The sequence below is a fragment of the Candidatus Symbiopectobacterium sp. NZEC127 genome (assembly GCF_025962675.1).
Classification (GTDB): Bacteria; Pseudomonadota; Gammaproteobacteria; order Enterobacterales; family Enterobacteriaceae; genus Symbiopectobacterium.
Window position 1 is genome coordinate 117,957 of the sequence record NZ_JAGFPG010000006.1, and the last position, 26,015, is coordinate 143,971.

Here is a 26,015-nt window from a genome sequence, read left to right on the forward strand (position 1 = left end):
CGCAAAAGCATGAGCCACAACACTACGCAGAATACCTTTCCGCAGCCGTTGACCGGCGCGGCGCTTGTCATCGGAACCCTGTGTCTGGCGATGGCCAATTTTTTGGCCATTCTTGATACCACCATCGCCAACGTCTCTGTGTCGAATATTGCCGGGAGTCTGGGGACGTCAACCAGCCAGGGCACCTACGTCATCACATCCTACGCGGTAGCGGAGGCTATTTCGGTTCCCCTGACCGGTTGGCTGGCTTCACGTTTTGGTGCCCTGCGGGTTTTCGTGATTTGTCTGCTGATGTTCGGCGTCTTTTCAACGCTGTGCGGGATGGCGACCAGCATGAACATGTTGGTGCTGTTTCGCGTCTTTCTGGGGTTTTCTGGCGGGCCGCTGATGCCGCTGTCTCAGACGTTGATGATGCGTATTTTCCCGAAAGACAAGGGCCACGTTGCCATCGGCATCTGGAGTATGACCACCCTGGTTGCCCCGATTATGGGGCCGATTCTCGGTGGCGTTATCTGCGATCAGTTTAGCTGGCACTACATCTTTATCTGTAAGACTCCCTTCGCCATTGCGGCGGGTTTCATGTGCTGGAAGATGCTGCAACGTTATGAAACGCAGACGGCAAAATCGCGCATTGACATCGTGGGACTGGTGTTGCTGGTGGTCTGGGTGTCCGCCTTGCAGATTATGCTCGATGAAGGCAAGGATCATGACTGGTTTGCTTCAACGCGCATTGTCATTCTGGCGATTATTGCACTGATTGGCTTTATCTCCTTCCTGATTTGGGAACTGACCGAGCGCAATCCCGTGGTGGACCTTAAAGTCTTCCGCCATCGCGGTTTTACCACCAGCATGGTGACGCTTTCCCTGGCGTTTGGCGCATTCTTTGGCATTACGGTGCTGACGCCCTTGTGGCTGCAAATCTACATGGGCTATACCGCGACGATTGCCGGTTACTCAACGGCAACGATGGGGGTATTGGCGGTATTTCTGGCTCCGTTGATTGCTACGCTGGCGACGAAAATCGATCCGCGTCCGCTGGTGTTCACGGGGGTGCTGTGGCTCGGCCTGTGGACGCTGTTTCGCAGCCAGGCGGACATGAGCATGACATTTTCCCAGATAAGTCTGCCCATGTTGTTCCAGGGCATTGGTATGCCGCTGTTTTTTGTTCCACTGACTGGCATTGCGCTCGGGTGCGTGCTTGAGCGAGAGATGGATTCTGCCGCAGGGTTGATGAACTTTATTCGTACCTTGTCAGGAGCGTTCGCTACCTCCATGGTCAACACATCATGGGAGAACCAAACCCGCTATGTGCATGCGGAACTGGCCGGTTTGACGGACAGGGAAGCGGTAGCCACCCATAACATGCTGAATGATGGCATGAATATGGACGCCGTTCGCGGCTCGATAGAGTGGATGTTACAAGGACAGAGCGTGATGGTTGCCACTAACCATATCTTTATGATGATTGCCGCTATTTTTGCTGTTGCTGCACTGGTGATTTGGTTTGCGCCGAAACCGAAGAGAGTGAGTATCTCGTCCGTACATTAATAATAATGTTTATGTCTTACCCGTTGCGCTGACAATTCCCTTCCCAGGTTGTCAGCGCTTTTTTATGAATAGATGTATAAAACAATATTTGTCGATAATACGCGCGTTTTCCTGAAAGCACCGCCCTCTCTTTTTGTTCACCATATCGACTTGCCTGATTCTTTAATAAAGGGAAGTTGCCTTGCTGATGAAATGCCAGAATTCTACGCCGAAGATATATCAACCTGTATTCACCGACGAGACGCCGCTAACGGATCGCCTCGGCGATGATACTTTCCCACGGCGTATCAAAGTCATTTCTTGTACGCAAGAAATTACACCCGACGGTGTGGTAAACAACCGAGAAATACAGCGTGAAAGCGGTATGTTAGCCTATATCAAGCAGGTTTTTTTCGCGCGTTTGGTGGAGCCCAAAGAGAGTCATCCCCGAATGCTCCGCCAACTGGAAAAGGGGAGAATGCTGAATGAAAAGAGCCAATGCTTGCAACAGGTTCAGCCCGGAAAAGGAAAACGTGCGATACCTTTGACGCCAAAACAAGCCGCTTGGCTCGGGGGAGTAATACTCGCGGGGGCAGCCGGTGGGGCGTTTTACCGACTGTGGGCAGCCGAAAAATTTAATGCTTCAGAAAACGTGGGAATGCAGCAATCAGAAGCACGCATTATTGCGAATGAAAGCGATATTTCTTTGGATGAATATAATCACGAGCGGGATATTATTAATCAACTCGTGGTTCCAGATATTGAGGGTTATTATTTCAGTAATAAAAACACAAGATCCCTGAGTTATCGGGCCGTCACTATTAAGAACAGACAGATCCCTAATGAGATATTAAGAATATTGCAGGATAGATCAATAAATTGGCGCGTAAGAAATGAGTTTGATCTGATCTTTAGGCGGGCTGAAAATTCGCCTGATGTAAAAAACACGCCAAAAAAACGAGAAAGAAATGTCAAACTGCTTATCAAATGTCTTCAATTGACCGCCGCCTTTGTTAAAGAGAATGAGAGACAAGCTATTGATAATAAATCGTATCATTTTGGGAAGATATACCTGGAAAATCTGTTTAAGATAGTCAACCGTCTCTCTCGTAATGACAAACGTACGGTTAATCTTTTTTATCATCAACGAAATGATTTAGCGGAACAAAATGATACCTTTCAGATCCCAACTTTGCTCAATGTCAGAAAAAGGGTCTTTTTACCTAAGCGTAACGATACAGAGCCTTCAAATATTGAGGATGTAAAAGTAACAAGCCTTGTAGACTGTCGTGATGAACGGGATGTTCTTACACCTGCTAAGATAATGAGAGTGATAAGCCGTACATTGAGAAGCCCAGTCTCTACCTTGATTGATGAGGGAAAGATCGTGCTTGATTATAATGTTTATGGCATAGGCTGTGTGGGTAATCATCAATTTGACGATCTTGCCAAAAAAATCGAATCGGTAATAGACAGTATACTTTCATGGATTCCTCAGTATGGCCGGGGGCGTCTTGTTTCTTTGATTCTGTCATCGTTTCTGGACATGATCTCTGATGCTATGGAGAAGAAAGATCTTTCATTAGACAATGCTGGAGAGTTGGAGTCATACATCAGAAATTTGGCCAAAGACCTCATCTCCTCGGTGTTAACCAGGCAATTAGCTGATAACACTAGCAATGGCGCTATTAGCACTATGATGAATGATATAGAGATTAAAAAAAACAAACTTTATATCAATATAAAAGATCAAGATAAGAAAGTTGAAGTTATAGAATCGTTTAATCATTTCTCTGATGTAGAAACTAAAGGTTATATTTTTTATAATGCTAAAAAACAATGGGTTTTGAAAGGTGATATAAATCTTAATCATGTGATTAAATCAACCATGAAAAAATCGACTAAAATTTTAAATGATAAAGAGAACACCTATTTCTTACAAAATAATTCTCCAGAAATATATGGTGATAGTGTTTTTATAAAAAATAAATCAGATATCTATGCGATGATTGGAAATGAAATATTTCCTGTACTCGAATCTGAGGTGACCAAAAAAGTGTATAGGTATGTGGTACAACATGATAACCATCTCACCCCTATCGTCACTCGAGGAGGTGAGTGGGTATTTGAAAATGAAAACTCGCCGGGTATCAGTAAAAATATTCTCACTTTGTTGACGGGTCGACCTTTCTTAACAGAAAAACTTGTCAGTGATGACATCAATCATCAGGATGTGGGACCCATGACGTTGTCTAGAGGAACACAATATGATAAGCATCTTAATCAATATATAAAGATTAATAATAAATATTATCTATTGAAATCAGATTTAAGTAACTATCAATACCTATCAGGGGAATATGATGTTCTCCCCGTGAAACAATCGGGTGATGAATACGATCTGCAATCTCAGTATGCTGACGGTATTTATACGAATTACAAAGAACAATTAGATGAATTGCCCACCAGAGAAACGGAACCTGCTTACTATCTTGATAAAACCATCGTTGATGTTATTAAAAATAACCCGCAGTGGTATAAAAATTCGATTTCTCTAAGTGATGCTGATTTTCTTTATGAACATCTTGGTGTGAGAGATATTGATGGTGCATTAAATATTAATAATGAAAATTTTTTACCCTACAAAAATCGCCTGCTTAAAATCACGTCTCGTGGAGATGATACCTACATCTTAGGTGAGACGAACAGTAACGCTGGTAATGTGATTATTTATAAAAACGAAAAAAGCAATACGTATTTTTTATTCCCTGAACGGAGGGGGAATAGCGGGAACAATAAAAATTACAGGCTGCGTGCATATCATTGTATTGCTAAAAGACAAATTCTTTCTTTATGCAATATGGATTTCTATGAAACGAAGGATATCAGTACCCTACTAAGAAGAAACCAAGATCATGGCATAATCATTGACCATCCCGATAAATCAATGACGCCTTATGTCGGTGTCAATGGTTTTTATAAAAACAGTGGGGGTGAAATTTTTTATCGCTCTAAAGAGGGCCTTTTTTTTCATGCGAAGGAAAAGAAGAACAATAACAGAGCTATCGTTCCAGAGTATTTTACTCTGCATGGGAAAAATATGGATGGTAGCATAGATGATAAAATGAAAATAACCGCAGTAAGTATTATCAAGGACTTTGATACTAAGAAAATTATTGTTAGTACTCCCGTTGAAGCGCAGGAAACCATCCTGGGAATTGATAAAAAATCATCGATAAAACTGTTGGAATGGCTGGAAATAGGCGGGGAGAAGTATGATGTCGATGTTGACAAACTGGCGGAGATTCCGAAGCGTCTCAGCCAGGATAATAATATGGATGATGTCTATGAAATTTTTGCACGCAGTAGTAAGAAAATCTTGACGTCAATAAAAGAAATGGATGCTGTATTGCCAAAAATGAAAGATCGCTATTTTGGTGAGGAGGGTGAATTCGATTTTAAAAGCTTACCTCAGCTTGCAGCGGAAAGGTCATCTTCGATAATTTATGATATATACAGTGAATCGTTCAATAATGCGGTAAAACACCTCAATGACGCTGTTTCCGTGATAAAAAATGAACGACATTTTTTTGAGTCTTATGTTTCTGATAGAATACAGATAAAAGATAAAAAAGCCTCAAAATTCTTTATTGATTCCCTGCTAAAAAAATTAAAACGAATGACATTTATATTGGATGAAAAAAACAATGAAAATATTATTTTGTTAATAAAAAACAAATCAAAGGAAGCGAGTGTTATACAGCCTGAAACCATAAAAAAGGGTACCGTTCTCGGCCTGTCAGACACCGGCGACCCATTAGACAGGATATTTATTAATACCGCCATATTGCCGGAGGGGTTTAACCCATCGGTGAATGAATTTCAGGGGTTTCAGGAGAAAGAAAAATATATCAATCTGGCGACAAGTACGATGTTACATGAGGCTGTGCATGCTATCGGTCTTCCAGAAGACTATATCTATCTTAGTGTTAAAGAAACGGGGGAGTTTGTCAGTATTGAACGATCTCTTGCTCAAATAAAATATGCCATTGCGAATGATATCATGGACAATGAAAAATTTAGTTATCTCTGTAATTTATATTTTATGAGCAACCCGGTTTATAAGGATTTCTCACTGGAAAGCTTAATGAAGCCAGGCAATCTGCAACGTCTATTTCAGATTGATGATTACTTTAAAGGCATCTTGTTGATCAATAACCCCGATACCGTGAGTCAGATAATCAGTGATGTTGCTAAAAAAAATAACGTACTGCTTCGCAGAGTTAGCGCGCCTTAACAGGGGCGCTAACCAAAACAGAAGATTGGATTACGTTAAGCACAATAGCCAGAGGGGTTGTTGGCTATTGTGTCTTTCTTTAACCTGCGTGGCTTTCGCTCAACGCCAGTTCCACTTCCTGAGCCAGAATCGCAATACCCTGTTCGATTTTTTCGGGTTCAGGCACGTAGTTCATGCGCAAACACTGGTGGGCATGGGGCCAGTCTTCTGCCAATCCGGGGAAGAAATAGTGGCCGGGCACCATCAATACGCCGCGTTTTTTCAGCCGTTGATAGAGCGTTTCCGTTGAGATGGGCAGATCCTTGAACCACAGCCACAGGAAAATTGCCCCTTCAGGCTTATGGATCAGGCAACGTTCTGGTGACAGGTAACGGCGGATCGTGGCGATGGTTTCCGTAACGCGCTGTTGATAAAACGGACGCACCACGTCGTTGGATAATCGTAGCAAATCGCCGCGCACAATCATTTCGTTCGCCATTGCGGGGCCGATGGAGCCGGGTGACAGGCTGACAATGCCGTTCATATTGCTGATGGCGGAGATCACCTGTTCATTGCCAACGATGATGCCGCAGCGCGATCCCGGCAGGCCGAGTTTGGACAGGCTCATGCAGAGAATGGTGTTGGCGTTCCACAGCGGCGTGGCGTCGCTGAAGATGATACCGGGGAACGGTACGCCGTAGGCGTTATCGATCACCAACGGAATGCCGTGTTGTTGAGCCAGCTTGTCGAGACGTACCAGCTCTTCGTCGGTTAACACATTGCCGGTAGGGTTGGTCGGGCGCGATACACAAATCATCCCGATGTCGTCACCGAGGGTTAAATTATCGAAATCGACATGGTATTTGAATTGGCCTTCGGGCAGTAATTCTATCTGTGGGCGCACGGAGACAAACATGTCCTCATCCAACCCGGAATCGGCATAACCGATATATTCTGGCGCGAGAGGAAACAGCACTTTGCGCGATGATCCCCCCTCATAACGGCCTGCAAACAGGTTAAACAAGTAAAAGAAGGCGCTTTGGCTGCCGTTAGTCAGGGCAATGTTTTGCGGCCCAATATCCCAACCAAACGTCTGCTTGAGTAAGGCAGACAGGTTGGTGAGAAGCGTGTCTTTCCCTTGCGGGCCATCGTAATTGCACAGTGCTTCGGTCAATGTACCGGCACTCAACATCTCCTGACAAAGTTGCTGAAAGTAGGCATCCATTGCCGGGATATGTGCGGGGTTACCGCCGCCCAGCATGATGGCACCTGGCGTGCGTAGCCCATCGTTCAGGTCATCCATCAATTGGGTGATGCCAGCGTGGCGGGTGAATTTGTTGCCGAAAAGAGAAAAGTTCATCATGTATCGCTTAAAAGTAATGCCAATGTTAACAAAGAACATAGCGCTTGCCGCCGGTGGCTGCAATGGTAACCCGTTTTCTGGCGGCTAACGGGAAAAGATAACGGGTGATGCTACCGCGTTGCCGAAAAGTTTCAAATAGCGAGACAAAAAATAACAGGTGTTAGATCTATATACAAAGGTGAAGTAGACTGCTGGAAATTGAAAATACGCATTCTGCTTACTCGTTCATTTAATTACGTACGGATACACTATCAAGCCTCAGTTCATTAATCAGGACAATAAATGAAGATTGATAACCTCACTTTTATTTTTTTCTTATTATTTATGGGTTTTTTATCTCAAGCCAATGCATTGGAAATGGGATGCCATGATGATAAGGACACTGATTTAACGCAGGTAATATCGTGTTATCGTGAAGATTTGGCGGCTATGCCGATGAATTATCACTACGATGGCGATGACATTCAGTCTGATGTCAGTGTGAAGAAATACCGCATGATCTCCCAATCCTGGTCACCCGGCGGATTGGTGCAACCCGCGCAGTGGCAACACAATGTTGATATCTATCTCCCTGCCCACCCTGTTAAATCACAGCATGCGCTGATGGTTGTCAACAACGGCACCAACTACCCTAACGGTATTATCAAAACCAACGTGCAAAACGAATTCAGCTCGGACATGTTGGCTTCCATTGCGCGTGCGACTAAAACGGTTGTTATCTCGGTAAGCAATATACCGAACCAATATCTTACTTACGATGCGGATAATAAACCGTTGAAAGAGGATGACAATGTCGCACGCAGTTGGTCATTATTCATGGATAATCCGTTGCTAAGAACGCGAGCTTCCGTACATATTCCTATGGCGACTGCCGTGTCTCAGGCGATCCGGGTGGCGAAGCAGGAATTAAAAGCACAGGGCATCACTCGGTTTATTGTGACGGGGGCATCCAAACGTGGCTGGACGTCCTGGCTGACCTTTATTTCTGATCCCGATGTCGATGCTGTAGTGCCCTTTGTTATCGATTTGCTGGATACACGCGTTGCGCTGACGCATATGTATCGCTCTTATGGTGGAAACTGGCCCATCGCCTTTTACCCTTACTATCAACAGGGTGTAGACAAAACCATCAATACCCCGGAATTCCAGGCGTTGATGAAAATCGAAGACCCCATGCAATATTTAGCCGCGGGCCAGTCTGCACAGCTCAATAAAGCAAAATACATCGTCAATGCCAGCGGTGATGATTTCTATGCACCCGATAACGCACGTTTTTATTATGACGCGCTGCCGGGAGCGAAATCTCTGCGCGTGGTCCCCAACACCAGCCATAACAGTATTTTAAAACACGTTGAACGCACGTTGATTACTTTTGTAAATCGTTTTCTGAAAAATAAGCCACTGCCGCAACTCAGTGTCACACTCAAGGACGATGCGCTTAGTGTCACGTTCTCTGAAAAACCCGTTACGGTAAAACGCTGGACGGCAAACAACCCTGAAGCACGGGATTTCCGCTATGCCTGTGATATTCACTATCAGGGAACCAAGGTGACGCTACCCAACCACGGGCCGGTAAACCTGGCGCTGAATTCACAGCATGCAGGCTGGCAAGCGACATTCGTGGAAGCCACGTTCAAGGACGGGTTTGTTGCGACCAGTCGGGTTTACGTGACCCCAGATGATGTTTTCCCGACGGCAGCGCCGCCGGTCAACGGTAAATTTTGCCAGACATTGCCGGGTCGCGGACTAGGGGGAACAGCACCTTAACGCGTAATGAGCGCGCCAGCGAGAGAGCGTTGGCGCGCAATAAGCTATTTAAGCACCTGTGGGTTGACGCAGTTTTCTTTAACGTCGCCCGTTAATGCGGCGATCAGATTGTCAACGGCACAGGCGGCCATGCCGTAACGTGTTTCGTGAGTGGCAGAACCGATATGCGGCAGCGCAACGACATTGGGCAGCTTCAGCAACGGGGAGTCAACCGGCAACGGTTCCTGAACGAACACATCCAGACCGGCAGCATGGATAGTACCGTTGCTGAGGGCTTCGACTAATGCGGCCTCATCCACCACCGCGCCGCGACCGATGTTGATCAAAATGGCGCTGGATTTCATTTTCGCCAGTTGTTCATGGCTGATCAGATGTCGTGTTTCTTCGGTCAACGGCAGGGTAATGCAGAGAAAGTCGGACTCGGCCAGTAAGGTATCCAAATCGCAGTAGCGTGCGTTAAAGCGCGTTTCGGCTTCGGCATGATGGCGTCGCGCGTTGTACAACACTTCCATGCTGAAACCGAAATGCGCACGTTGCGCTACGGCCAGACCAATACGGCCCATACCGAGAATCCCGATCGTTTTATGGTGTACGTCAATACCGAACCAGTCGCTGCCGATACCGCTTTTCCACTCGCCGGCTTTGACGCGTTCAGCCACTTCTACCACGCGGCGGGCGCTTGACAGGATCAATGCGAAAACGGTATCCGCCACGGTTTCGGTCAGTACCGTTGGCGTGTGCATGAGCGGAATGGCCTTTTCTGTTAATGCTTCAACGTCAAAGGTGTCGTAGCCGACGGAAATGGTTGATACCGCACGCAGACGCGGCGTCTGTGCCAGAAAGGCGCGATCGACTTTACCGCCGGAACCGATGATACCTTCAGCCTGCGCCAGTGCAGGGTGTCCCGCTGGGGGCAGCCCATCAAATTCGGTGACGGTAAAATGTTGTTCCAGGCGTTTGCACAAATCGGCGGGGATACTTTTGTACAAAATCACACTCGGTTTCATCACAACCTCCGGAAGTTAAAGGAAAAAAAGGTCTCACCGCATCATCGCGTAGGCGGCTGTAGACTGCAAGTGCTCATCGAAAGTTAAATGAAATTGAGAAAAAAAAGATGCCTGAGCTGAAAAAAGTTATGATTTCCGCTCCCTCGATACGACATGGACGGAGCGTAATGGGCGTAAATACCTGGTTGGTCGAGCGGTTGCGCACACGCATGGCGGAGCCGGATAAACTTCCGCTGTACGTAAAGTTCGCGGATGTGGTGCAACTGGCGGTGCGGAGCGGGGAGATTCAGCGCGGAGATTTTCTCCCCAGCGAGCGTGATTTTGTTCTGGCGCTGGGGATTTCCCGCATCACGGTGCGAAAGGCGCTGGAACTGCTGGCCGAGCAGGAGATTGTGGTGCGCGGTCGCGGTTACGGCACTTACGTTAACCACCAACTTGAATATCACCTCAAACCGGCAATGGGTTTCTCCCAGCAGGTGGTGGCAACAGGAAAAACGCCGGGCACGCTGTGGATCAGTAAAACGCGAGTCCCTTGCCGGGCGGAAATTGCGGAATATTTGCAGCTCTCAGCGGGCTGCGACGTCTATCTTCTTAAACGCGTGCGTGATATTGACGGCGAGCCTGTCTCCATTGAAGAGAACTATGTGCCACAGCACTTGATTACCGACGTTGAACAGATCGATATTTCGCTCTATGCGTATTTCCGCAGCCAGGGCATTGCACCGGTTCGAACGCGCAACTGGGTATCGGCGCAATCGGCGTCGCACGAGTTTATCCAGTGTGTGAATACGCCAGCAACGCTCCCCGTGTTGGTGGTGAAATCGCTGGCGTTTGATATCAATCAGCGTCCGCTCGATTACAGCATCAACTATTGCCGTGCCGATATGTATGTCTTCTATTCAGAGGACTAGCGCCTGCCTTAAGGGGACAGACGCCATGATCACATTCGCTTTTGTTCAAACGGCCATGCGGCGCTGACGTAACCGCGCTAACGCAGAACTGTACGCATCGATATCCAGCGCGTTAACCTCATCCAACTGCCGTTTGAAATCCGAATCAATGCTTTCAACACCGTGGATTGCACCACAGATAGCGGTTGCCATGGCGCCGATGGTGTCGGTATCGCCACCCAGATTGGCGCACAGAATGGCACAGCGGTTCGGCTCGGTGTGCGCCAGCTCTACCATTGCAATGGCGGCGGGCACGGACTGTATGATCTCCGTCCCGGTGCCAATCAGTTGATAAATCTGCTCCAGCGCGGTGTCGTCATCGGGCGCATTCTGCACGGTATCCAATGCCAATTGCAGACGGGCGGACAAGGCCGGGCTGTAGGTTGTTACGCGTTTTTCCTGCGCGGCTTGTGCCACGGCGGGTAATGCAGTCCGAATCTCAGACCAGCTTTTTTCCGCAATTCCCTGAGATACCGCCCAGGCAATAACGGTCGCGCCAGCTACCGCGATGTCAGATTTGTGCGTTGGGCTAGACGCGAGCGCCACTGCATCAATGAAATCGGATAATGGCATGGGCGGAAGCAGACAGCCCAGCGGAGAAATGCGCATCGCCGAGCCATTGGTGATACCGTTATTTTCCAGTGAATCGATATCCGCACCCTGTTTCAGGGCAAAAAGCGCCGTTTTGGAACTGGGGCCCAGAATATTCTTCTCAAAGGCACCAAACTGTAGCGCCCAGTTGAGGATGTGGTTACCAATAACGTCAGGCACGACGTCGCCCTCACATTCGATCAGCGCATCGGCAAGTGCCAGCGCCATGGAGGTGTCATCGGTATATTGAGCAGCAGTGAAATAGCAGGCGGCGATGTTATCCGCAGGACCCGGCAGAAAGCGGTCTATCCATCCAAAATGCGCTTTGATGCGTGCTCGCGGCCACAGCTCCGATGGCATTCCCATCGCATCCCCTAGCATTTGCCCATATAACGCCCCGGCGATATGACTCTCTAATTTTGATGGCATAAGCTGTACTCTGATTGTTGTTATAGGTAACGCGGGTGGTGCTTAAACGACACTAATCTAATACCAATATAATACCATTAGCTTTTTGTTTGAACAAAAATCCTGCGTAACAGGATACCATTCGTGCGGTCGAGTCGCGTGGTGTTGTTAACACAATACGCTAGGATAGGTGCAGAATTGTTGCAGCATGAAATCTGACGAACAGATAATGTCATATTAAATATCAATCAGTTATAATATTGGTGTCGGGGTTAAACAGGGTGTAAACCAGGAGCAAACATGAATAATGCAAAAACAAAAGTGCCGGCTATCGATAAAATGATTTTGCTGCTTGATTATCTTTCAACACGGAATGTGGCAACCTTTACCGAAATACACAATGCATTATCCTTGCCGAAAAGCAGCCTCTCCCTGATGTTGTCGTCACTGGTTACGCACCGTCTGGTGAAATTTGAAAAAAACAAATATCACCTGGGCCTGAAAATGTATGAATATGGCAGTGCGGCCATTCAGAATTTTAATGTTAAATCTGTGGCTCATGCTCTATTGTCCGAACTGGTGAACCAACTTAATTTGACGTGTCATTTGGGCGTACTCGATGGCGACAGCCCGATTTACCTGGATAAAATAGAAAGTAATCAACTGATTAGCATTAAAAGCGTGGTGGGTAAAAAGTTATCGCTGCACAGTTCTGGGTTGGGTAAAGCGCTGATTTCTCAGTTAAGTGATGAAGAGTTGGATCGCTTGTTGCCGGAAGAGACTCTGGAAATTTTCACCCCGATGACCATTCCAACAAAAACCGCCCTGAAAAAAGAGCTGCAAGAGATCAGAAAAACAGGCTATGCCTTCGATCGCGAAGAAGGGGATTTGGGCATATTTTGTATTGCCATGCCAATATTCGATGGGCATCACGATATTATTGCCGGTGTGAGCGTCACGGGCGTCACTTTTCAAATACCCGAAACACGGCATGAGGAAATCATTCATCAATTACGTGAAGCCTGCCAAAAAATCAGCCGCAAGCTCTATGAGTAAAAAAATAAAAAAGAGCGCTGCCAGCAACGCTCTTTTTCCTATTCAGACTGATTATTTATTGGCTGTCACTTTTGGCAGCGATAACGTCAGCAATGCGGCAATAATCAGCGAGACGACCAGCATTAATACGCCCATCTTGCTGCCTAAATACAGTGAAATCAGACCGACTAAATAGGGTCCACAGAATCCACCCAGACTGCCGATGGCATTGATAGTGCCGCGCGCGCCACCCAACGCTTCCGCCGGGAACAGCAGGGTAGGCATTGACCAGTACGGACCTGCCCAGGCGTTCAGGAAGAACCCGCCGCACACCAGCATGCCGTAGGAAAGCCAGACGTTTTCTTTCAGTACCACAGAAAGTGCCAGTGAGATGGCAATGCCAAAGAATGACAGTGCGGTAAAGAGCCGACGGTTCATGGTGGCGTCGCACAGTCTGGCGAAAATATACTGGCCGATGATGGTAAAGATAAAGGGCACAGCGGTCAGTAAACCGACGACCGTCATGGTGGATTTGGTGAGCTCGCTGATAAGTGTGGGCATCCACAGTGAGAAACCGTAAAAGCCAGCGGACATAAAGAAGTAAATTGCCACCATGCGCCACAGGTTCAGGCTACGGTAAAGGGCTTTGTAACCCCCTTGAGAGAGTGCGCCCTGATTGCGTTTATTTTCTTCCACATCGTTGCGCAATTCGGTTTCGATCCATTCCCGCTCTTGCGCAGAAAGCCATTTGGCATCTTTGGGATGATCGGCGACCAGCGGCAGCCAGATAAACAGCAGCGCCAGGGAAACCAGCCCCTCAACGATAAACATCACGCGCCAGTCATAGTTTTGAATCAGCCAGCCGGAAATCGGGCTGGTAATGATCACCGCAATTGCCATGTTCATCTGGAAAAATGCAATGGCGCGGGCTCGCTCTTTATTGGGGAACCAGTGGCCGATCAACGCAAGAATGGCAGGATAAACCCCACCTTCCGCTACGCCGAGGAAGAAGCGCACCGTCATCAGTTGCCAGGTATTTTGTACAAAGCCCGATACCATGGCCAGACCGCCCCAAAACACGATGGTCCAGGCGATAAATTTCTTGGCGCTGGCCTTTTCTGCAAAATGGCCGCCAGGGATTTGCAAAAAGAGATAGCCGAAAAAGAAGATACCCGCAGCGGCTCCGGCGACCGAGGAGGTAATACCGAGATCTTTATCCATACCGCCGGCAATGGCGATCCCGATATTGGTGCGATCCATAAATGCGACGATATAAACTAATATGGTGGCGGGAATAATATGCCACCATCTGGCGTTGGGTATTGTTGCATCAACCTGATTGTAAGTTACTGCTGGATTAGTATTTTCCATACTATAGCCCTGCTATTATTATTAATTGGTAGGTACAGCGTATATTCCCGGCATAATTAAAACGGCGTACGTTATTCATTCCATTCCTGGGCCTCACGGTAAGTGAGGCCATCGTCCTGTCACGCGAATTATTACGGGTGCAATGTCATCAATAATGACAATCTGGTTATTTCAAAACGGCACCCTCATGTGCCGAGCTGGCTAATTGTGAGTAGATGCCCAAAATACCCTTGGTGAATTTACGTTTGGGTGCCTGCCATTGTTGTAACCGCTGAGCGATTTCTTCATCGGTTAAATGGGCGTGAATCGTTTTGTTAGGAATATCAATAGTGATCATGTCGCCATCGCGCAGTGCGGCAATCGGGCCGCCTTCCGCCGCCTCTGGCGAAATATGACCAACAAAGCAGCCATTATTGGTGCCGGAGAAACGGCCATCGGTAATGATGGCGGTGTTACTGGCCAGCCCCATGCCATACAGGTATTTCATCGCCTTGAACATTTCGCGCATGCCGGGGCCGCCTTTGGGGCCTTCATAGCGTATGACCAGCACGTCTCCGGGTTTGATATGTCCGGCCAGAATGGCTTCCTCGGCGGCATCTTCACTGTCAAAACAGACGGCTTTCCCGGTGAAATGGCGCATTTCTGGCAAAATGGCGGCCGGTTTGGTCACCCCGCTTTTCGGTGCGATATTGCCTTTGAGAATGGCAATCCCACCCTGAGGGGCAAAGGGTGTTTCTATGGGTTTGATGATGTCACGGTTAGGCTGATACAACAGGTTCATTGCCGCCAGGTTTTCTCCGACGGTTTGCCCGGTGACGGTGAGCGCGCCTTTCTCCAGCAATCCGCTGATTTCATGCATCACTTGTGGAATGCCGCCCGCACGGTGGAAATCCTCCATATCGAACTTCGCCGCCGGGTTCACCTTGACGATTTGCGGCGTGCTGTCGCTCAGTTCTTCATACAGAGCCATCATGGTTTCAGCTGAGATATCAAGCTCATGTGCCAATGCGGAGAGGTGCAGAACCGCATTGGTGGAGCCACCGATTGCCATCAACACCCTGATGGCGTTTTTAATCGCATCGATGGTAATAATGTCGCGGGCGGTAACGTTGTTTTTCACCATGTTCATGATGGCAAAACCGGTGCTTTCACCCAGCCGCAGGCGCTCGGAATACACTGCGGGCGTCAGTGCGCCATTGGGTAATGTCATGCCGATGGCTTCCGACAGGCTGCACATGGTGTTGGCGGTGCCGAGGAATGAGCAGGAACCGCAGGTCGGGCCGCACGTGTTTTCCAACCGATGGCAAACGTCTTCGGTGATTTTGCCTGCTTTTAGCATGCCCAACGATTCGGACATGGTGGTCAGGTCCGATTTGCGTCCGTCGAACACTTCGCCGCCCAGCATTGGGCCGCCGGGCAGAATGATGGCGGGGATGTCCAGACGTGCAGCGGCCATCAGCATCGCGGGAACAATCTTGTCGCAGGAGCCGAGCATCACGATGGCATCCAACTGATGGGCTTCTACCATGATCTCGATATCGTTGGCGATCATATCCCGTGAAGGCAGGATATAGTGCATGCCTTTATGGCCCTGTGCCGTGCCGTCACAGGCGGCAATCAGGCCAAACTCCACGGCGGTGCCGCCCGCCATGTGGATACCTTTTTTCACCGATTCACCGACCTGACGCAAATTGAAATGGCCGGGTACCAGTTCATTCCAGGAGTTGGCGATACCAATGACAGGTCTTTTCAGATCTTCATCAGAATAACCGATACTTTTAAATACGCTACGGTTAAAACCCCACTCAAGGCTTCCTAATATTTTTTGGCTTCGCATTATTAAAACCTCATATAATCATTAGTATTATTGTGCTTGCCTGGTGTTGGCGTTTTTTAAATCCAATGCAACATCGACAATCATGTCTTCCTGACCGCCGACCATTTTTCTTTTCCCGAGCTCCATTAATATATCCATGGTGCTGATGCCGTATTTTTGCGATGCACGTTCGGCGTGCAGCAAAAAGCTGGAATACACCCCGGCGAGTCCGAGCGATAGGGTTTCGCGATCGACGCGTACCGGACGGTGTTGCAACGGACGCACCACATCGTCAGCACCGTTGATCAACGTGTCTAATTGACAACCGTGTTGCCAGCCTTGCTTTTCCAGACAGCCGATAAACACTTCGGTGGGGGTATTTCCCGCGCCAGCCCCCATGCCCGCCAGGCTGGTATCTACCCGATCGCAGCCCTCTTCGATGGCGGTCAGTGAGTTGGCGATACTGACGGAAAGGTTGTTGTGTGCGTGCATGCCCGTTTGGGTATCGCTGTTCAGGATGGCTTTCAGTGCACGGAAGCGATCGCGAATGTCCTGCATCAGCATGGCACCGCTGGAATCCACCACGTAGATGCAATTTGCACCATAGCTCTCCATTTTTTTCGCCTGCTCAGCCAGTTCCTGCGGAGCAATCATGTGGCTCATCATCAGAAAACCGACGGTGTCCATGCCGAGGTTGCGCGCGAATTCAATATGCTGCCGTGATATATCCGCCTCGGTGCAGTGGGTTGCGACACGCACTACGCGTGCGCCAGCATCATAGGCGGCGTGTAAGTCATGAATGGTGCCGACGCCGGGGATCAGCAGGGTGGCAATTTTACTGTGGGTGACAACCTCAGCGGCGGCAGCGATCATTTCGGTGTCAGCGCAGCGGCTGAAACCATAGTTAAAACTCGATCCTGCCAGCCCGTCACCGTGGGCGATCTCAATGGAGTCCACATGCGCCTTGTCCAGCACGCTGGCGATCTGTTGAACCTGTTGTTGCGTGTACTGGTGTTTAACGGCATGGGAGCCGTCGCGTAATGTTACGTCCGAGATGTAGATTTTTTTATTATTCATCATCATTCTCTTTTATCGCTGAGGATTAATTTTTCAGGTTCTTGGCAAAATGATCGCCGCAGGCTAACGCGGCGGAGGTCATAATATCCAGGTTGCCGGCATAGGCGGGTAAATAGTGGGCGGCCCCTTCTACTTCGATAAATACCGAAGTTTTTAACCCTGTCGTGTATTTTTCCCCGTCGATAAACAGCGGATTCTCTTCATTGATAATATCGAATTGCACGGCCTGTTTTAGGCGATAGCCCGGCACATAGCGGCTGACTTTTTGCACCATGCTGTGAATGCTGGCTTCAATTTTTTCGGGCTCGACCGTGGCGGAATAGGTAAAGACGGTGTCGCGCATCATGATAGGCGGGGACGCCGGGTTGAGAATAATAATGGCTTTCCCGGCGCGCGCTTTGCCCACGTTAACGATGGCGGCAGACGTGGTTTCGGTAAACTCGTCAATATTAGCGCGGGTGCCGGGTCCTGCGGATTTGCTGGCGATACTGGCAACAATTTCGGCATAGTAAACGTCAGTGACCTGTGCCACCGCATTGACGATAGGAATGGTTGCCTGCCCGCCGCAGGTGACCATGTTGATGTTGGCCGCATCACTTTCTTGTTCCAGATTAATGGACGGGACCACATACGGGCCGATGGCTGCCGGGGTCAGGTCGATGACCTTAATGCCGAACGGTTGCAGCTTCTCGTTGTGTACCAGATGTGATTTGGCTGAAGTGGCGTCGAAAACGATTTTAATGTCTTGGAAATTAGGCAATGCCAGCAGTCCGTCGATACCCTCGGCAGAAACCGGCACGCCCAGCCGTGCAGCGCGGGCTAAACCGTCTGAGGCTGGATCGATACCGATCATCGCGCCCATACTCAGGTATTGGCTGTTTTTCATTATTTTGAACATCAAGTCAGTGCCAATATTTCCTGAACCAATAATGGCGGCCTGGATCTTTTCACTTCCCATGGTTTATTCCTTTTCTTCACGTAATGGCAGAAGGTCTTTTAATTCCGCAATATGTTCCGGTGAAAGCCTATTTGTTTTATTGGTGTTGCCGTCAGGCGTATACATTCCCGTCATGGCTAACAGATGTTTGAGTAAGTCAGGCAAGGGAGCGTTAATGGAAAAAAATTGCGCCAGCCGCGATAATTCACGTCGCTGTTGAAATACGGCTGAATAGTTTTCTGCGCAAAAATGCTCGTAGAGTTTAACGGTAACGTCAGGGGCGAAATTAGCACTCGCCGGAAAGCCGCCATCCCCTCCTAATATCAGCGTGTCTAACAGGTATTCGTCGTAACCGGCGAAAATAAGGAAGTCCGGGCGGTGAGGTTTAACCTGATTCATCAATTCCCGAATGTGGCTGATATTATTAATGGTGTCTTTAATGCCGATGATCGACGGGAATTGCTGTGCTAAACGACGCACCATATCGGCAGAAATCGTATGCCCTGTCAGCTGCGGAAAGTTATAAATCATGATCGGCAGCGCGAGATTTTCCGCCACGGTTTGGTAAAAGCGAAAAAGGCTCTCTGCGCTGAGCGGTGCGTAATAAGGATTGATGACCAATACGGCATCTGCGCCGCAGCGCGCGGCATGTTGCCCGAAATACAGAACATCATCGATGCAGGTGCCGCCGATACCGAGAATCACTGGCACGCGACCATTAACATAGTCGACCACAAATTCGGCGGTTTCCTGACGAGTTTCCCGGCGCAGGGCATAAAATTCGCCGCAGGTGCCCAGCGCCAGCACGCCGTGTACGCCAGCGTTAATCACCCGATCGAGCAACCTGCCCATTGCTTGCTTGTCGAGGTTCCCCTCGGCATCTGTCAACGTGGGAAGGGGGGGGATAACGCCCTTAATCCGATTTGCTTTCATTCTATTCACTATATTGAACAAGAGTTCCATATAATAAACCACTCAAAGGGTGAGTGATTCAACTACAGGGTTGATGAAACGCGATCGTTATCACTAATTACGCGTTGAACAGAGCGTGGGCACGACAACCTATTGGCGGGTAGGGCAGGTTATTGAGGGGGAGGGGGACACAGGCTAGCCTGACAGCGTCAGGCCATTTTTTCCCATTGCATAATCTGCGCAGGAGCATTGGTTTCTGCGGGGAACGTGCGTTTTACCGGGGAGAAACCCTGCTTCTGGTAAAAGGCACAGGCGCGCAGGTTTTGTTCATACACTTCCAGGCTTAGAACAGGGAAGCGCTGCTGCACATGGGTCATCAGCGCGACGCCAACGCCTTTGCCATGCCAGCGATGATGGACAAACAGTGCACCGACAAAACGTTGTTCCATCACGCTGATGAAACCGACGATTACGCCTTCAACCTCATAAACCCAGGTCTCCGCGTTCGGGATATATTGTTCGCGCACCAGCGGTTCGCTTTCCTGCCAATAGGTTGGGTTGATGAACGGGTGCGCGCGTGTAGTGCTTTCCAGCCACAAGCGGAGTAACAGAGCAAGATCTTCTGGCCGGTAGTCCCTAATCACGCTTGGCCTCTTGATAGCAGAAGCAGTCGGTAGTGTGGTCGTTGACCAAGCCGGCGGCTTGCATAAAGGCGTAGCAGATAGTGGAACCGATAAACTTGAAGCCGCGCTTCTTCAGCGCTTTAGACATGGCATCGGAAACGGCGGTTTTAGCGGGCACATCGGACAGCGCGGTGGGGCTGTTGACCAACGGCGTGTGATTAACAAAAGACCAGATAAAATCGGAAAACGATTCGCCCTGCGCTTCCATGTCACACCAGATGCGCGCGTTGGTGATGATGGCTTCAATCTTGCCGCGATGACGGATAATGCCACTGTCTTGTAACAAGCGCTCAACGTCTTCCTGCGTCATGCTTGCCACCTGTTTCGGGTCAAACTGATGAAAGCTCGCCCGGTAGTTTTCCCGCTTCTTCAATACCGTTATCCATGACAAACCGGCCTGCTGTCCTTCAAGACACAGCAGTTCGAACAGTTTGACGCTCTCTTTGCACGGTTTGCCCCATTCCGTATCGTGATAATCGAGGTAAAGCGGGTCTTGGGTGACCCATGCGCATCGGTTCATGGTCGCGTTCCTGTGGCGTGTGGCGCTTCTGTAATAAGCGGAGGCTATTGCAGTTTCATCAAGTTGTCATTTCATCATGATGTTGCTAAAGATATACCCGTCATAATTCAAGTTGCAGATGCGTTGGCTACGCTCGCTCACCCGAATCACTTACCTGAGTAAGCTCATCGGAACTCCCTCACTTGCCGCCTTACTGCAACGCGAATTATTTAGGGTATAAGCATGATTCAATTACGATCATGGCAAAATTTAGCTGTATATGCAACCAGCTGTTTGTGTGCGTGCTCACAAGAAATCAATAAGATCGGCGCGTGAGAGGTACGGCGCAGGTTATACACTATTACATATGGCAAGCGGGGAAGGGGAAGCACATGGCTATTGAGTGGATCGTTGCCTATCTGGCGTTGGGCGGCGTTGTCGGGTTCGTGGCGGGGCTGTTGGGGATTGGCGGCGGCGGCATCATGGTGCCGATTTTGACGGCACTGTTTGCTGCTCAAGGCGTGCAAGGCGAGCATCTGGTGCATTTGGCGCTGGGCACCTCGATGGCGGCGATTGTTATTACCGCGATCTCCAGCTTGCGCACCCATCACCAGCATCAAGCGGTGCTATGGCCCGTGGTACTGCGCATTACACCCGCTATCCTTATCGGCACCTTCGCCGCCACCTGGTTGGCTACACTGCTGCCTACTCGGGCGCTGGCCATCTTCTTCTCCTGCTTTATGGCCTATGTTTCATTGCAGATGGTGCTCAATATCAAACCCAAGGCGCAGCGCCAACTGCCGGGCGTGGCTGGGGTATCGCTGGCGGGGTTGATCATCGGCGGCATTTCCGCACTGGTGGCGATTGGCGGGGGGTCGCTCACCGTACCGTTTCTGACCTGGTGTAATGTGCGCATCCAGCAGGCGATCGGCACGTCGGCGGCGGTGGGGCTGCCTATCGCGCTGGCGGGGGCGCTGGGCTATATGATTAACGGCTGGTCCACGGCGGGAATGCCTGCTTACACATTGGGCTATGTCTCGGTGCCTGCGGTGCTGCTGATCTCGGCGGTGAGCTTCTTTACCGCGCCTTATGGTGCGCGTTTGGCGCATCGTTTGCCGGTGGCTACCCTGAAGAAAATCTTTGCCGCCCTGTTGCTGGTGCTGAGCCTGAAAATGCTGCAAACGGTGTTCACCGCGTGATCCGCTGGGCGCGGCCAGTGTGGGGCTGCGCTGTGTGAAACTAACCTCAACAGCAATAAAGTGCCGCTGAAGTGAAGTTGTTGCAGCATTCTGGCTGTATATCTTGCACTCAGAGGGTATACTGGCGCATTCCATATAAATCCACATGTATCGCGTGAATCTGACATGCAAAAGTTTGATACCAAGACCTTTCAGGGCCTGATCCTGACGTTGCAGGATTACTGGGCTCGCCAAGGCTGCACCATTATCCAACCTTTGGATATGGAAGTCGGCGCTGGCACTTCTCATCCGATGACCTGTCTGCGCGCGCTGGGGCCAGAGCCGATTGCCGCTGCCTATGTGCAGCCGTCGCGTCGTCCTACCGACGGTCGTTACGGGGAAAACCCGAACCGCCTGCAACACTATTATCAGTTTCAGGTCATCATCAAGCCGTCACCGGACAACATTCAGGAGCTGTACCTCGGTTCGCTGAAAGAGCTGGGGCTGGACCCGACCATTCACGATATCCGTTTCGTGGAAGATAACTGGGAGAACCCGACGCTGGGTGCCTGGGGATTGGGCTGGGAAGTGTGGTTGAACGGTATGGAAGTCACGCAGTTTACCTACTTCCAGCAGGTGGGCGGCCTTGAGTGCAAGCCGGTGACCGGTGAGATCACTTACGGTCTGGAACGTCTGGCGATGTACATTCAGGGCGTGGACAGCGTCTATGACCTGGTGTGGAGCGATGGCCCGTTGGGGAAAACCACCTACGGTGACGTGTTCCACCAGAACGAAGTGGAACAGTCCACTTATAACTTCGAATACGCCGACGTCGATTTCCTGTTTACCTGCTTCGAGCAGTACGAGAAAGAAGCGCAACAGCTGCTGGCGCTGGAAAAACCGCTGCCTCTGCCTGCTTACGAGCGCATTCTGAAAGCCGCGCACAGCTTTAACCTGCTGGACGCGCGCAAAGCGATTTCCGTTACCGAACGTCAGCGCTACATTCTGCGCATTCGCACGCTGACCAAAGCGGTGGCCGAAGCCTACTACGCTTCCCGTGAAGCGCTGGGCTTCCCGATGTGTAACAAGAAAGAGAGCTAACAGCGATGACTGACAAGACTTTTCTGGTGGAAATCGGCACGGAAGAGCTGCCGCCGAAGGCGCTGCGTTCTCTGGCGGAGTCCTTTGCCGCCAACTTCACCACTGAACTGGATAATGCCGGGCTGACACACGGCGACGTGAGCTGGTTTGCCGCGCCGCGTCGCTTGGCGCTGAAAGTGGCGCAGTTGAGCGCCGCACAACCGGATCGTGAAGTCGAAAAACGTGGTCCGGCGATTGCTCAGGCGTATGACGCTGAGGGCAAACCGACCAAAGCGGCCGAAGGCTGGGCGCGCGGCTGCGGTATCACGGTCGATCAGGCGGAACGTTTGACGACGGATAAAGGCGAGTGGTTGCTGTATCGCGCGCTGGTAAAGGGCGGCAGCGCACAGGGTCTGTTGGCGGATATGGTCGCTAACGCGCTGGCGAAACTGCCGATCCCGAAACTGATGCACTGGGGCGATAAAGAGACCCAATTTGTGCGTCCGGTGCATACGGTAACGATGCTGCTGGGTGATGAACTGATCCCCGGTCAGGTGTTGGGCATTGAATCCGCTCGCACCGTGCGCGGCCATCGCTTTATGGGCGAGCCCGAATTCACCATTGATAACGCTGACCAATACCCGAGCATTCTGCTGGAGCGCGGCAAGGTTATCGCCGATTATGAAGCGCGCAAGGCGTTGATCAAAGCCGATGCGCAAGCGGCTGCGCGTCAGATTGGGGGTAATGCCGATCTGAGCGAAAGCCTGCTGGAAGAAGTGACCTCACTGGTGGAATGGCCGGTGGTGCTGACCGCGCGCTTTGAAGAAAAATTCCTGGCAGTGCCTGCCGAAGCGCTGGTTTACACCATGAAGGGCGATCAGAAGTATTTCCCGGTGTATGACAACGCCGGAAAGCTGCTGCCGAATTTCATCTTTGTTGCCAACATTGAATCCAAAGATCCGCAGCAAATTATCTCGGGTAACGAGAAAGTGGTGCGCCCGCGTCTGGCGGATGCCGAATTCTTCTTCAACACCGACCGCAAAAAACGTCTGGAAGACCATTTGCCGCGTCTGCAAACCGTGCTGTTCCAACAGCAGTTGGGTACGCTGCGCGACAAGACCGATCGCATTCAGGCTTTGGCGGGCTGGGTGGCGGAGAAAATCGGTGCCGACGTTTCTCACGCGAAACGTGCCGGTTTGCTCTCCAAGTGCGACCTGATGACCAACATGGTGTTCGAATTTACCGACACTCAGGGCGTCATGGGGATGCACTACGCGCGTCACGACGGTGAAGCCGAAGACGTTGCCGTTGCCCTGAACGAACAATATCAGCCGCGTTTTGCCGGGGATGCACTGCCTGCATCTGGCGTTGCCTGCGCATTGGCGATTGCCGATAAGATGGATACGCTGGCGGGTATTTTCGGCATCGGTCAACACCCGAAAGGGGATAAAGACCCGTTCGCGCTGCGCCGTGCTGCGCTGGGTGTGCTGCGTATTATCGTTGAGAAACAGCTGCCGCTCGATCTGCAAACGCTGACGGAAGAAGCGGTGCGCCTGTATGGCGACAAGCTGACCAACGCTAACGTGGTCGATGACGTGATCGAATTCATGCTGGGCCGTTTCCGCGCCTGGTATCAGGAAGAAGGTCATAGCGTGGACACCATTCAGGCGGTATTGGCCCGTCGCCCGACGCGTCCGGCAGATTTTGATGCCCGTGTGAAAGCGGTGAGCCATTTCCGTTCGCTGGATGCCGCCACTGCGCTGGCTGCGGCCAACAAGCGTGTGTCTAACATTCTGGCGAAATCTACCGATACGCTGAACGCCAACATTGATGCTGCTCTGCTCAAAGAGAAAGAGGAAATTCAACTGGCTACCTACGTTACCGCGTTGGAAAGCAAGCTGGCACCCTGGTTCGCTGAAGGGCGCTATCAGGAAGCGTTGGCGGAACTGGCCGAACTGCGTGAACCGGTTGATAACTTCTTCGATAAGGTGATGGTTAACGCGGAAGACGAACGCGTGCGCCTGAACCGTCTGACGCTGCTCAACCAGTTACGTAATCTGTTCCTGAAAGTGGCGGATATTTCCGTATTGCAATAATCGAACAGCGCGACGCTTAGCGTTTAAATAAATAAGGGCCGTTCATGCAGGAACGGCCCTTTTTTTGCTACTAGAGTCTTGTTACCTGTCTTCCTTCTCAAACGCCGTTTGCAGTGCCATCACCAGCGTATCGCAGCCCGCTTTATCGATGGTTAACGGTGGCGCCAACACCAGTTTCGGTCCGACCGGACGTACCACCGCGCCGGCATCGCGTGCCGCTTCTGCAATGCGGAATGCCAGGCCGTTATCCGGCGCTAATGAGCGCTTGCTCGCTTTGTCCTCCACCAGATCCAGCGCCAGCATCAACCCTTTACCGCGCACGTTGCCCACGGAGCGGAAGCGTGATTCAAACGGCAGCAACTGACCCAGCAAATATTCCCCCTGATGTGCGGCATTGGCTGGCAAATTCTCCTGCTCCACAATATCCAGCACTGCCAGCCCGGCGGCGCAGGCTAACGGATGGCCGCCGTAGGTAAAGCCGGTCATCAGCAACCCACGCGCATCGCGGTTGTCCAGATAGGCGGCTTCGATACGCTGATTCAGCACGGTCGCAGACAGCGGCACGTATCCGGCGGTGAGCGCCTTGGCAAACACCATGATGTCGGGCTTTACGCCCCAACCGCGTGAGCCAAACATCGCCCCGCTGCGGCCAAACCCGGTGACCACTTCATCGGCGATCAGCAGCACGCCGTATTTATCACAGATCTCGCGCACCAGCGGCCAGAAGTTAGCCGGTGGCACAATCACACCGCCTGCGCCCTGCACCGGCTCGGCGATGAAGGCGGCGACGGTATCCGGGCCGTAATAAAGAATTTCACGCTCTAACTGCTCGGCCACCAATTTGCCTAACGTATCGGGATCGTCGCAGTTCCACGGGTTGCGATACTGCCAGGGCGATTCGATCTGCGTACAGCCTTCCAGCATTGGGCCGTAGTTGAGGCGATAAATCGGCAGGCCAGACACCGAGGTGCCACCCATGTGTACGCCATGATAGGCATTCTTTAACGAGATAAAACGCGTGCGCTGCGGCTTGCCTTGCAAAATCCAGTATTGGCGCGCCACCTTGAGGGCGGTTTCCACACCGTCCGAACCACCCATGCCGTACAGCACCCGTCGCATATCTTCTTGCTGCGTCATCTGGATAAGGCGATTAGACAGCGCTTCTGCCATCGGGTGGCTGACGCCGTCAAACAGTTGGTAGTAAGCCAGTTCATCCATCTGTTTGGCGATGGCGGCTTTTACTTCCGGGCGATTGTGACCGACGTTTACGCACCACAGTCCGGCGAAGCCATCGAGCATTTTGCGCCCTTTATCATCCCAGATGTAAAGGCCGTCGCCTTTTACAATGCGCAGCGGTTCGCGTTCAGCCCACTCATTCGGGTGTGCCATCGGGTGCCAAAAACGGTAATCCGTGTGGTTATAGGGTGTTGTCATTGTGCGTA

At 50.5% G+C, this 26,015-nt stretch carries 19 protein-coding genes; 8 read left to right on the plus strand and 11 right to left on the minus strand.

Annotated elements, in window-relative coordinates; all coding sequences use genetic code 11:
- Positions 1-9 precede the first annotated feature (9 nt).
- Positions 10-1,548, plus strand: a complete 1,539-nt coding sequence (locus J5069_RS19365) for a DHA2 family efflux MFS transporter permease subunit (protein WP_264645402.1) — start codon at positions 10-12, stop codon at positions 1,546-1,548.
- Between the two features lie 187 nt (positions 1,549-1,735).
- Positions 1,736-5,824 (plus strand): hypothetical protein, encoded by a 4,089-nt coding sequence (locus J5069_RS19370; RefSeq protein ID WP_264645403.1) that lies wholly within the window; start codon positions 1,736-1,738, stop codon positions 5,822-5,824.
- 79 nt (positions 5,825-5,903) lie between these two features.
- On the opposite strand, the gene J5069_RS19375 is transcribed toward J5069_RS19370, so the two are convergent.
- Entirely contained in the window at positions 5,904-7,163 is a 1,260-nt protein-coding gene (locus tag J5069_RS19375) for a valine--pyruvate transaminase (RefSeq protein WP_264645515.1), read from the minus strand.
- A 285-nt stretch (positions 7,164-7,448) separates the two neighbouring features.
- On the opposite strand from J5069_RS19375, the gene J5069_RS19380 reads away from it, so the two are divergent.
- Entirely contained in the window at positions 7,449-8,933 is a 1,485-nt protein-coding gene (locus J5069_RS19380) for a PhoPQ-activated pathogenicity-related family protein (RefSeq protein WP_264645404.1), read from the plus strand.
- Positions 8,934-8,977: 44 nt separating this feature from the next.
- Here the strand turns inward: J5069_RS19380 and ghrB are convergent, their stop codons facing one another.
- Entirely contained in the window at positions 8,978-9,940 is a 963-nt protein-coding gene (gene ghrB / locus J5069_RS19385; RefSeq protein ID WP_264645405.1) for a glyoxylate/hydroxypyruvate reductase GhrB, read from the minus strand.
- 167 nt (positions 9,941-10,107) lie between these two features.
- Here ghrB and J5069_RS19390 point away from each other — a divergent pair, with 167 nt between their 5' ends.
- Complete coding sequence (locus J5069_RS19390) at positions 10,108-10,851, plus strand: GntR family transcriptional regulator (RefSeq protein WP_413542262.1); 744 nt, start codon at positions 10,108-10,110, stop codon at positions 10,849-10,851.
- Between the two features lie 45 nt (positions 10,852-10,896).
- Here J5069_RS19390 and J5069_RS19395 read toward each other — a convergent pair whose 3' ends face one another.
- Complete coding sequence (locus tag J5069_RS19395) at positions 10,897-11,910, minus strand: ADP-ribosylglycohydrolase family protein (protein WP_264645406.1); 1,014 nt, start codon at positions 11,908-11,910, stop codon at positions 10,897-10,899.
- A 279-nt stretch (positions 11,911-12,189) separates the two neighbouring features.
- Here J5069_RS19395 and J5069_RS19400 point away from each other — a divergent pair, with 279 nt between their 5' ends.
- Positions 12,190-12,945 (plus strand): IclR family transcriptional regulator, encoded by a 756-nt coding sequence (locus J5069_RS19400; protein WP_264645407.1) that lies wholly within the window; start codon positions 12,190-12,192, stop codon positions 12,943-12,945.
- Positions 12,946-12,996: 51 nt separating this feature from the next.
- Here the strand turns inward: J5069_RS19400 and J5069_RS19405 are convergent, their stop codons facing one another.
- From J5069_RS19405 to J5069_RS19435, 7 genes are all read right to left on the minus strand, one after another.
- Entirely contained in the window at positions 12,997-14,295 is a 1,299-nt protein-coding gene (locus tag J5069_RS19405) for an MFS transporter (RefSeq protein ID WP_264627768.1), read from the minus strand.
- Between the two features lie 166 nt (positions 14,296-14,461).
- The gene (gene ilvD, locus J5069_RS19410; protein WP_264645408.1) at positions 14,462-16,132 is read right to left on the minus strand and encodes a dihydroxy-acid dehydratase; all 1,671 of its coding nucleotides are present in this window, start codon (positions 16,130-16,132) and stop codon (positions 14,462-14,464) included.
- Positions 16,133-16,159: 27 nt separating this feature from the next.
- The gene (dmpG, locus tag J5069_RS19415; protein ID WP_264645409.1) at positions 16,160-17,188 is read right to left on the minus strand and encodes a 4-hydroxy-2-oxovalerate aldolase; all 1,029 of its coding nucleotides are present in this window, start codon (positions 17,186-17,188) and stop codon (positions 16,160-16,162) included.
- A gap of 25 nt (positions 17,189-17,213) precedes the next feature.
- On the minus strand, positions 17,214-18,146 hold the full coding sequence (locus J5069_RS19420) for an acetaldehyde dehydrogenase (acetylating) (protein WP_264627703.1): 933 nt from the start codon (positions 18,144-18,146) through the stop codon (positions 17,214-17,216).
- A gap of 3 nt (positions 18,147-18,149) precedes the next feature.
- Positions 18,150-19,058 carry a dihydrodipicolinate synthase family protein gene (locus J5069_RS19425; protein WP_264645410.1) on the minus strand — a complete coding sequence of 303 codons (909 nt, stop codon included), beginning with the start codon at positions 19,056-19,058 and terminating at the stop codon, positions 18,150-18,152.
- Between the two features lie 188 nt (positions 19,059-19,246).
- The gene (locus J5069_RS19430) at positions 19,247-19,681 is read right to left on the minus strand and encodes an N-acetyltransferase (RefSeq protein ID WP_264645411.1); all 435 of its coding nucleotides are present in this window, start codon (positions 19,679-19,681) and stop codon (positions 19,247-19,249) included.
- Positions 19,674-20,240, minus strand: coding sequence for a DNA-3-methyladenine glycosylase I (locus J5069_RS19435; RefSeq protein ID WP_264645412.1), 567 nt, complete (start codon positions 20,238-20,240; stop codon positions 19,674-19,676). The genes J5069_RS19430 and J5069_RS19435 overlap by 8 nt, the downstream gene beginning before the upstream one ends.
- Positions 20,241-20,611: 371 nt before the next feature.
- Here J5069_RS19435 and J5069_RS19440 point away from each other — a divergent pair, with 371 nt between their 5' ends.
- The 3 genes from J5069_RS19440 (at position 20,612) to glyS (ending at position 24,573) form a co-directional block, all read left to right on the plus strand.
- Complete coding sequence (locus tag J5069_RS19440; RefSeq protein ID WP_264645413.1) at positions 20,612-21,418, plus strand: sulfite exporter TauE/SafE family protein; 807 nt, start codon at positions 20,612-20,614, stop codon at positions 21,416-21,418.
- 165 nt (positions 21,419-21,583) lie between these two features.
- Positions 21,584-22,498: a glycine--tRNA ligase subunit alpha gene (gene glyQ, locus J5069_RS19445; RefSeq protein WP_264645414.1), complete on the plus strand. Its 915-nt coding sequence runs from the start codon at positions 21,584-21,586 to the stop codon at positions 22,496-22,498.
- Positions 22,499-22,503: 5 nt separating this feature from the next.
- A complete protein-coding gene (glyS, locus tag J5069_RS19450) occupies positions 22,504-24,573 on the plus strand; it encodes a glycine--tRNA ligase subunit beta (protein ID WP_264645415.1) in 2,070 nt (689 codons plus the stop codon).
- A gap of 81 nt (positions 24,574-24,654) precedes the next feature.
- Here the strand turns inward: glyS and J5069_RS19455 are convergent, their stop codons facing one another.
- Positions 24,655-26,007: an aminotransferase class III-fold pyridoxal phosphate-dependent enzyme gene (locus J5069_RS19455; RefSeq protein ID WP_264645416.1), complete on the minus strand. Its 1,353-nt coding sequence runs from the start codon at positions 26,005-26,007 to the stop codon at positions 24,655-24,657.
- Between the last annotated feature and the right edge of the window lie 8 nt (positions 26,008-26,015).

Coding starts and splice junctions, on each gene's coding strand:
- J5069_RS19375 (WP_264645515.1), bottom strand. CDS start 7,163: ATGAACTTTTCTCTTTTCGGCAACAAATTCACCCGCCACGCTGGCATC.
- J5069_RS19365 (WP_264645402.1), top strand. CDS start 10: ATGAGCCACAACACTACGCAGAATACCTTTCCGCAGCCGTTGACCGGC.
- J5069_RS19440 (WP_264645413.1), top strand. CDS start 20,612: ATGGCTATTGAGTGGATCGTTGCCTATCTGGCGTTGGGCGGCGTTGTC.
- glyS (WP_264645415.1), top strand. CDS start 22,504: ATGACTGACAAGACTTTTCTGGTGGAAATCGGCACGGAAGAGCTGCCG.
- J5069_RS19390 (WP_413542262.1), top strand. CDS start 10,108: ATGGGCGTAAATACCTGGTTGGTCGAGCGGTTGCGCACACGCATGGCG.
- ilvD (WP_264645408.1), bottom strand. CDS start 16,132: ATGCGAAGCCAAAAAATATTAGGAAGCCTTGAGTGGGGTTTTAACCGT.
- J5069_RS19370 (WP_264645403.1), top strand. CDS start 1,736: ATGAAATGCCAGAATTCTACGCCGAAGATATATCAACCTGTATTCACC.
- J5069_RS19400 (WP_264645407.1), top strand. CDS start 12,190: ATGAATAATGCAAAAACAAAAGTGCCGGCTATCGATAAAATGATTTTG.
- J5069_RS19395 (WP_264645406.1), bottom strand. CDS start 11,910: ATGCCATCAAAATTAGAGAGTCATATCGCCGGGGCGTTATATGGGCAA.
- J5069_RS19405 (WP_264627768.1), bottom strand. CDS start 14,295: ATGGAAAATACTAATCCAGCAGTAACTTACAATCAGGTTGATGCAACA.
- J5069_RS19380 (WP_264645404.1), top strand. CDS start 7,449: ATGAAGATTGATAACCTCACTTTTATTTTTTTCTTATTATTTATGGGT.
- J5069_RS19435 (WP_264645412.1), bottom strand. CDS start 20,240: ATGAACCGATGCGCATGGGTCACCCAAGACCCGCTTTACCTCGATTAT.
- J5069_RS19420 (WP_264627703.1), bottom strand. CDS start 18,146: ATGGGAAGTGAAAAGATCCAGGCCGCCATTATTGGTTCAGGAAATATT.
- J5069_RS19455 (WP_264645416.1), bottom strand. CDS start 26,007: ATGACAACACCCTATAACCACACGGATTACCGTTTTTGGCACCCGATG.
- glyQ (WP_264645414.1), top strand. CDS start 21,584: ATGCAAAAGTTTGATACCAAGACCTTTCAGGGCCTGATCCTGACGTTG.
- dmpG (WP_264645409.1), bottom strand. CDS start 17,188: ATGAATAATAAAAAAATCTACATCTCGGACGTAACATTACGCGACGGC.
- ghrB (WP_264645405.1), bottom strand. CDS start 9,940: ATGAAACCGAGTGTGATTTTGTACAAAAGTATCCCCGCCGATTTGTGC.
- J5069_RS19425 (WP_264645410.1), bottom strand. CDS start 19,058: ATGAAAGCAAATCGGATTAAGGGCGTTATCCCCCCCCTTCCCACGTTG.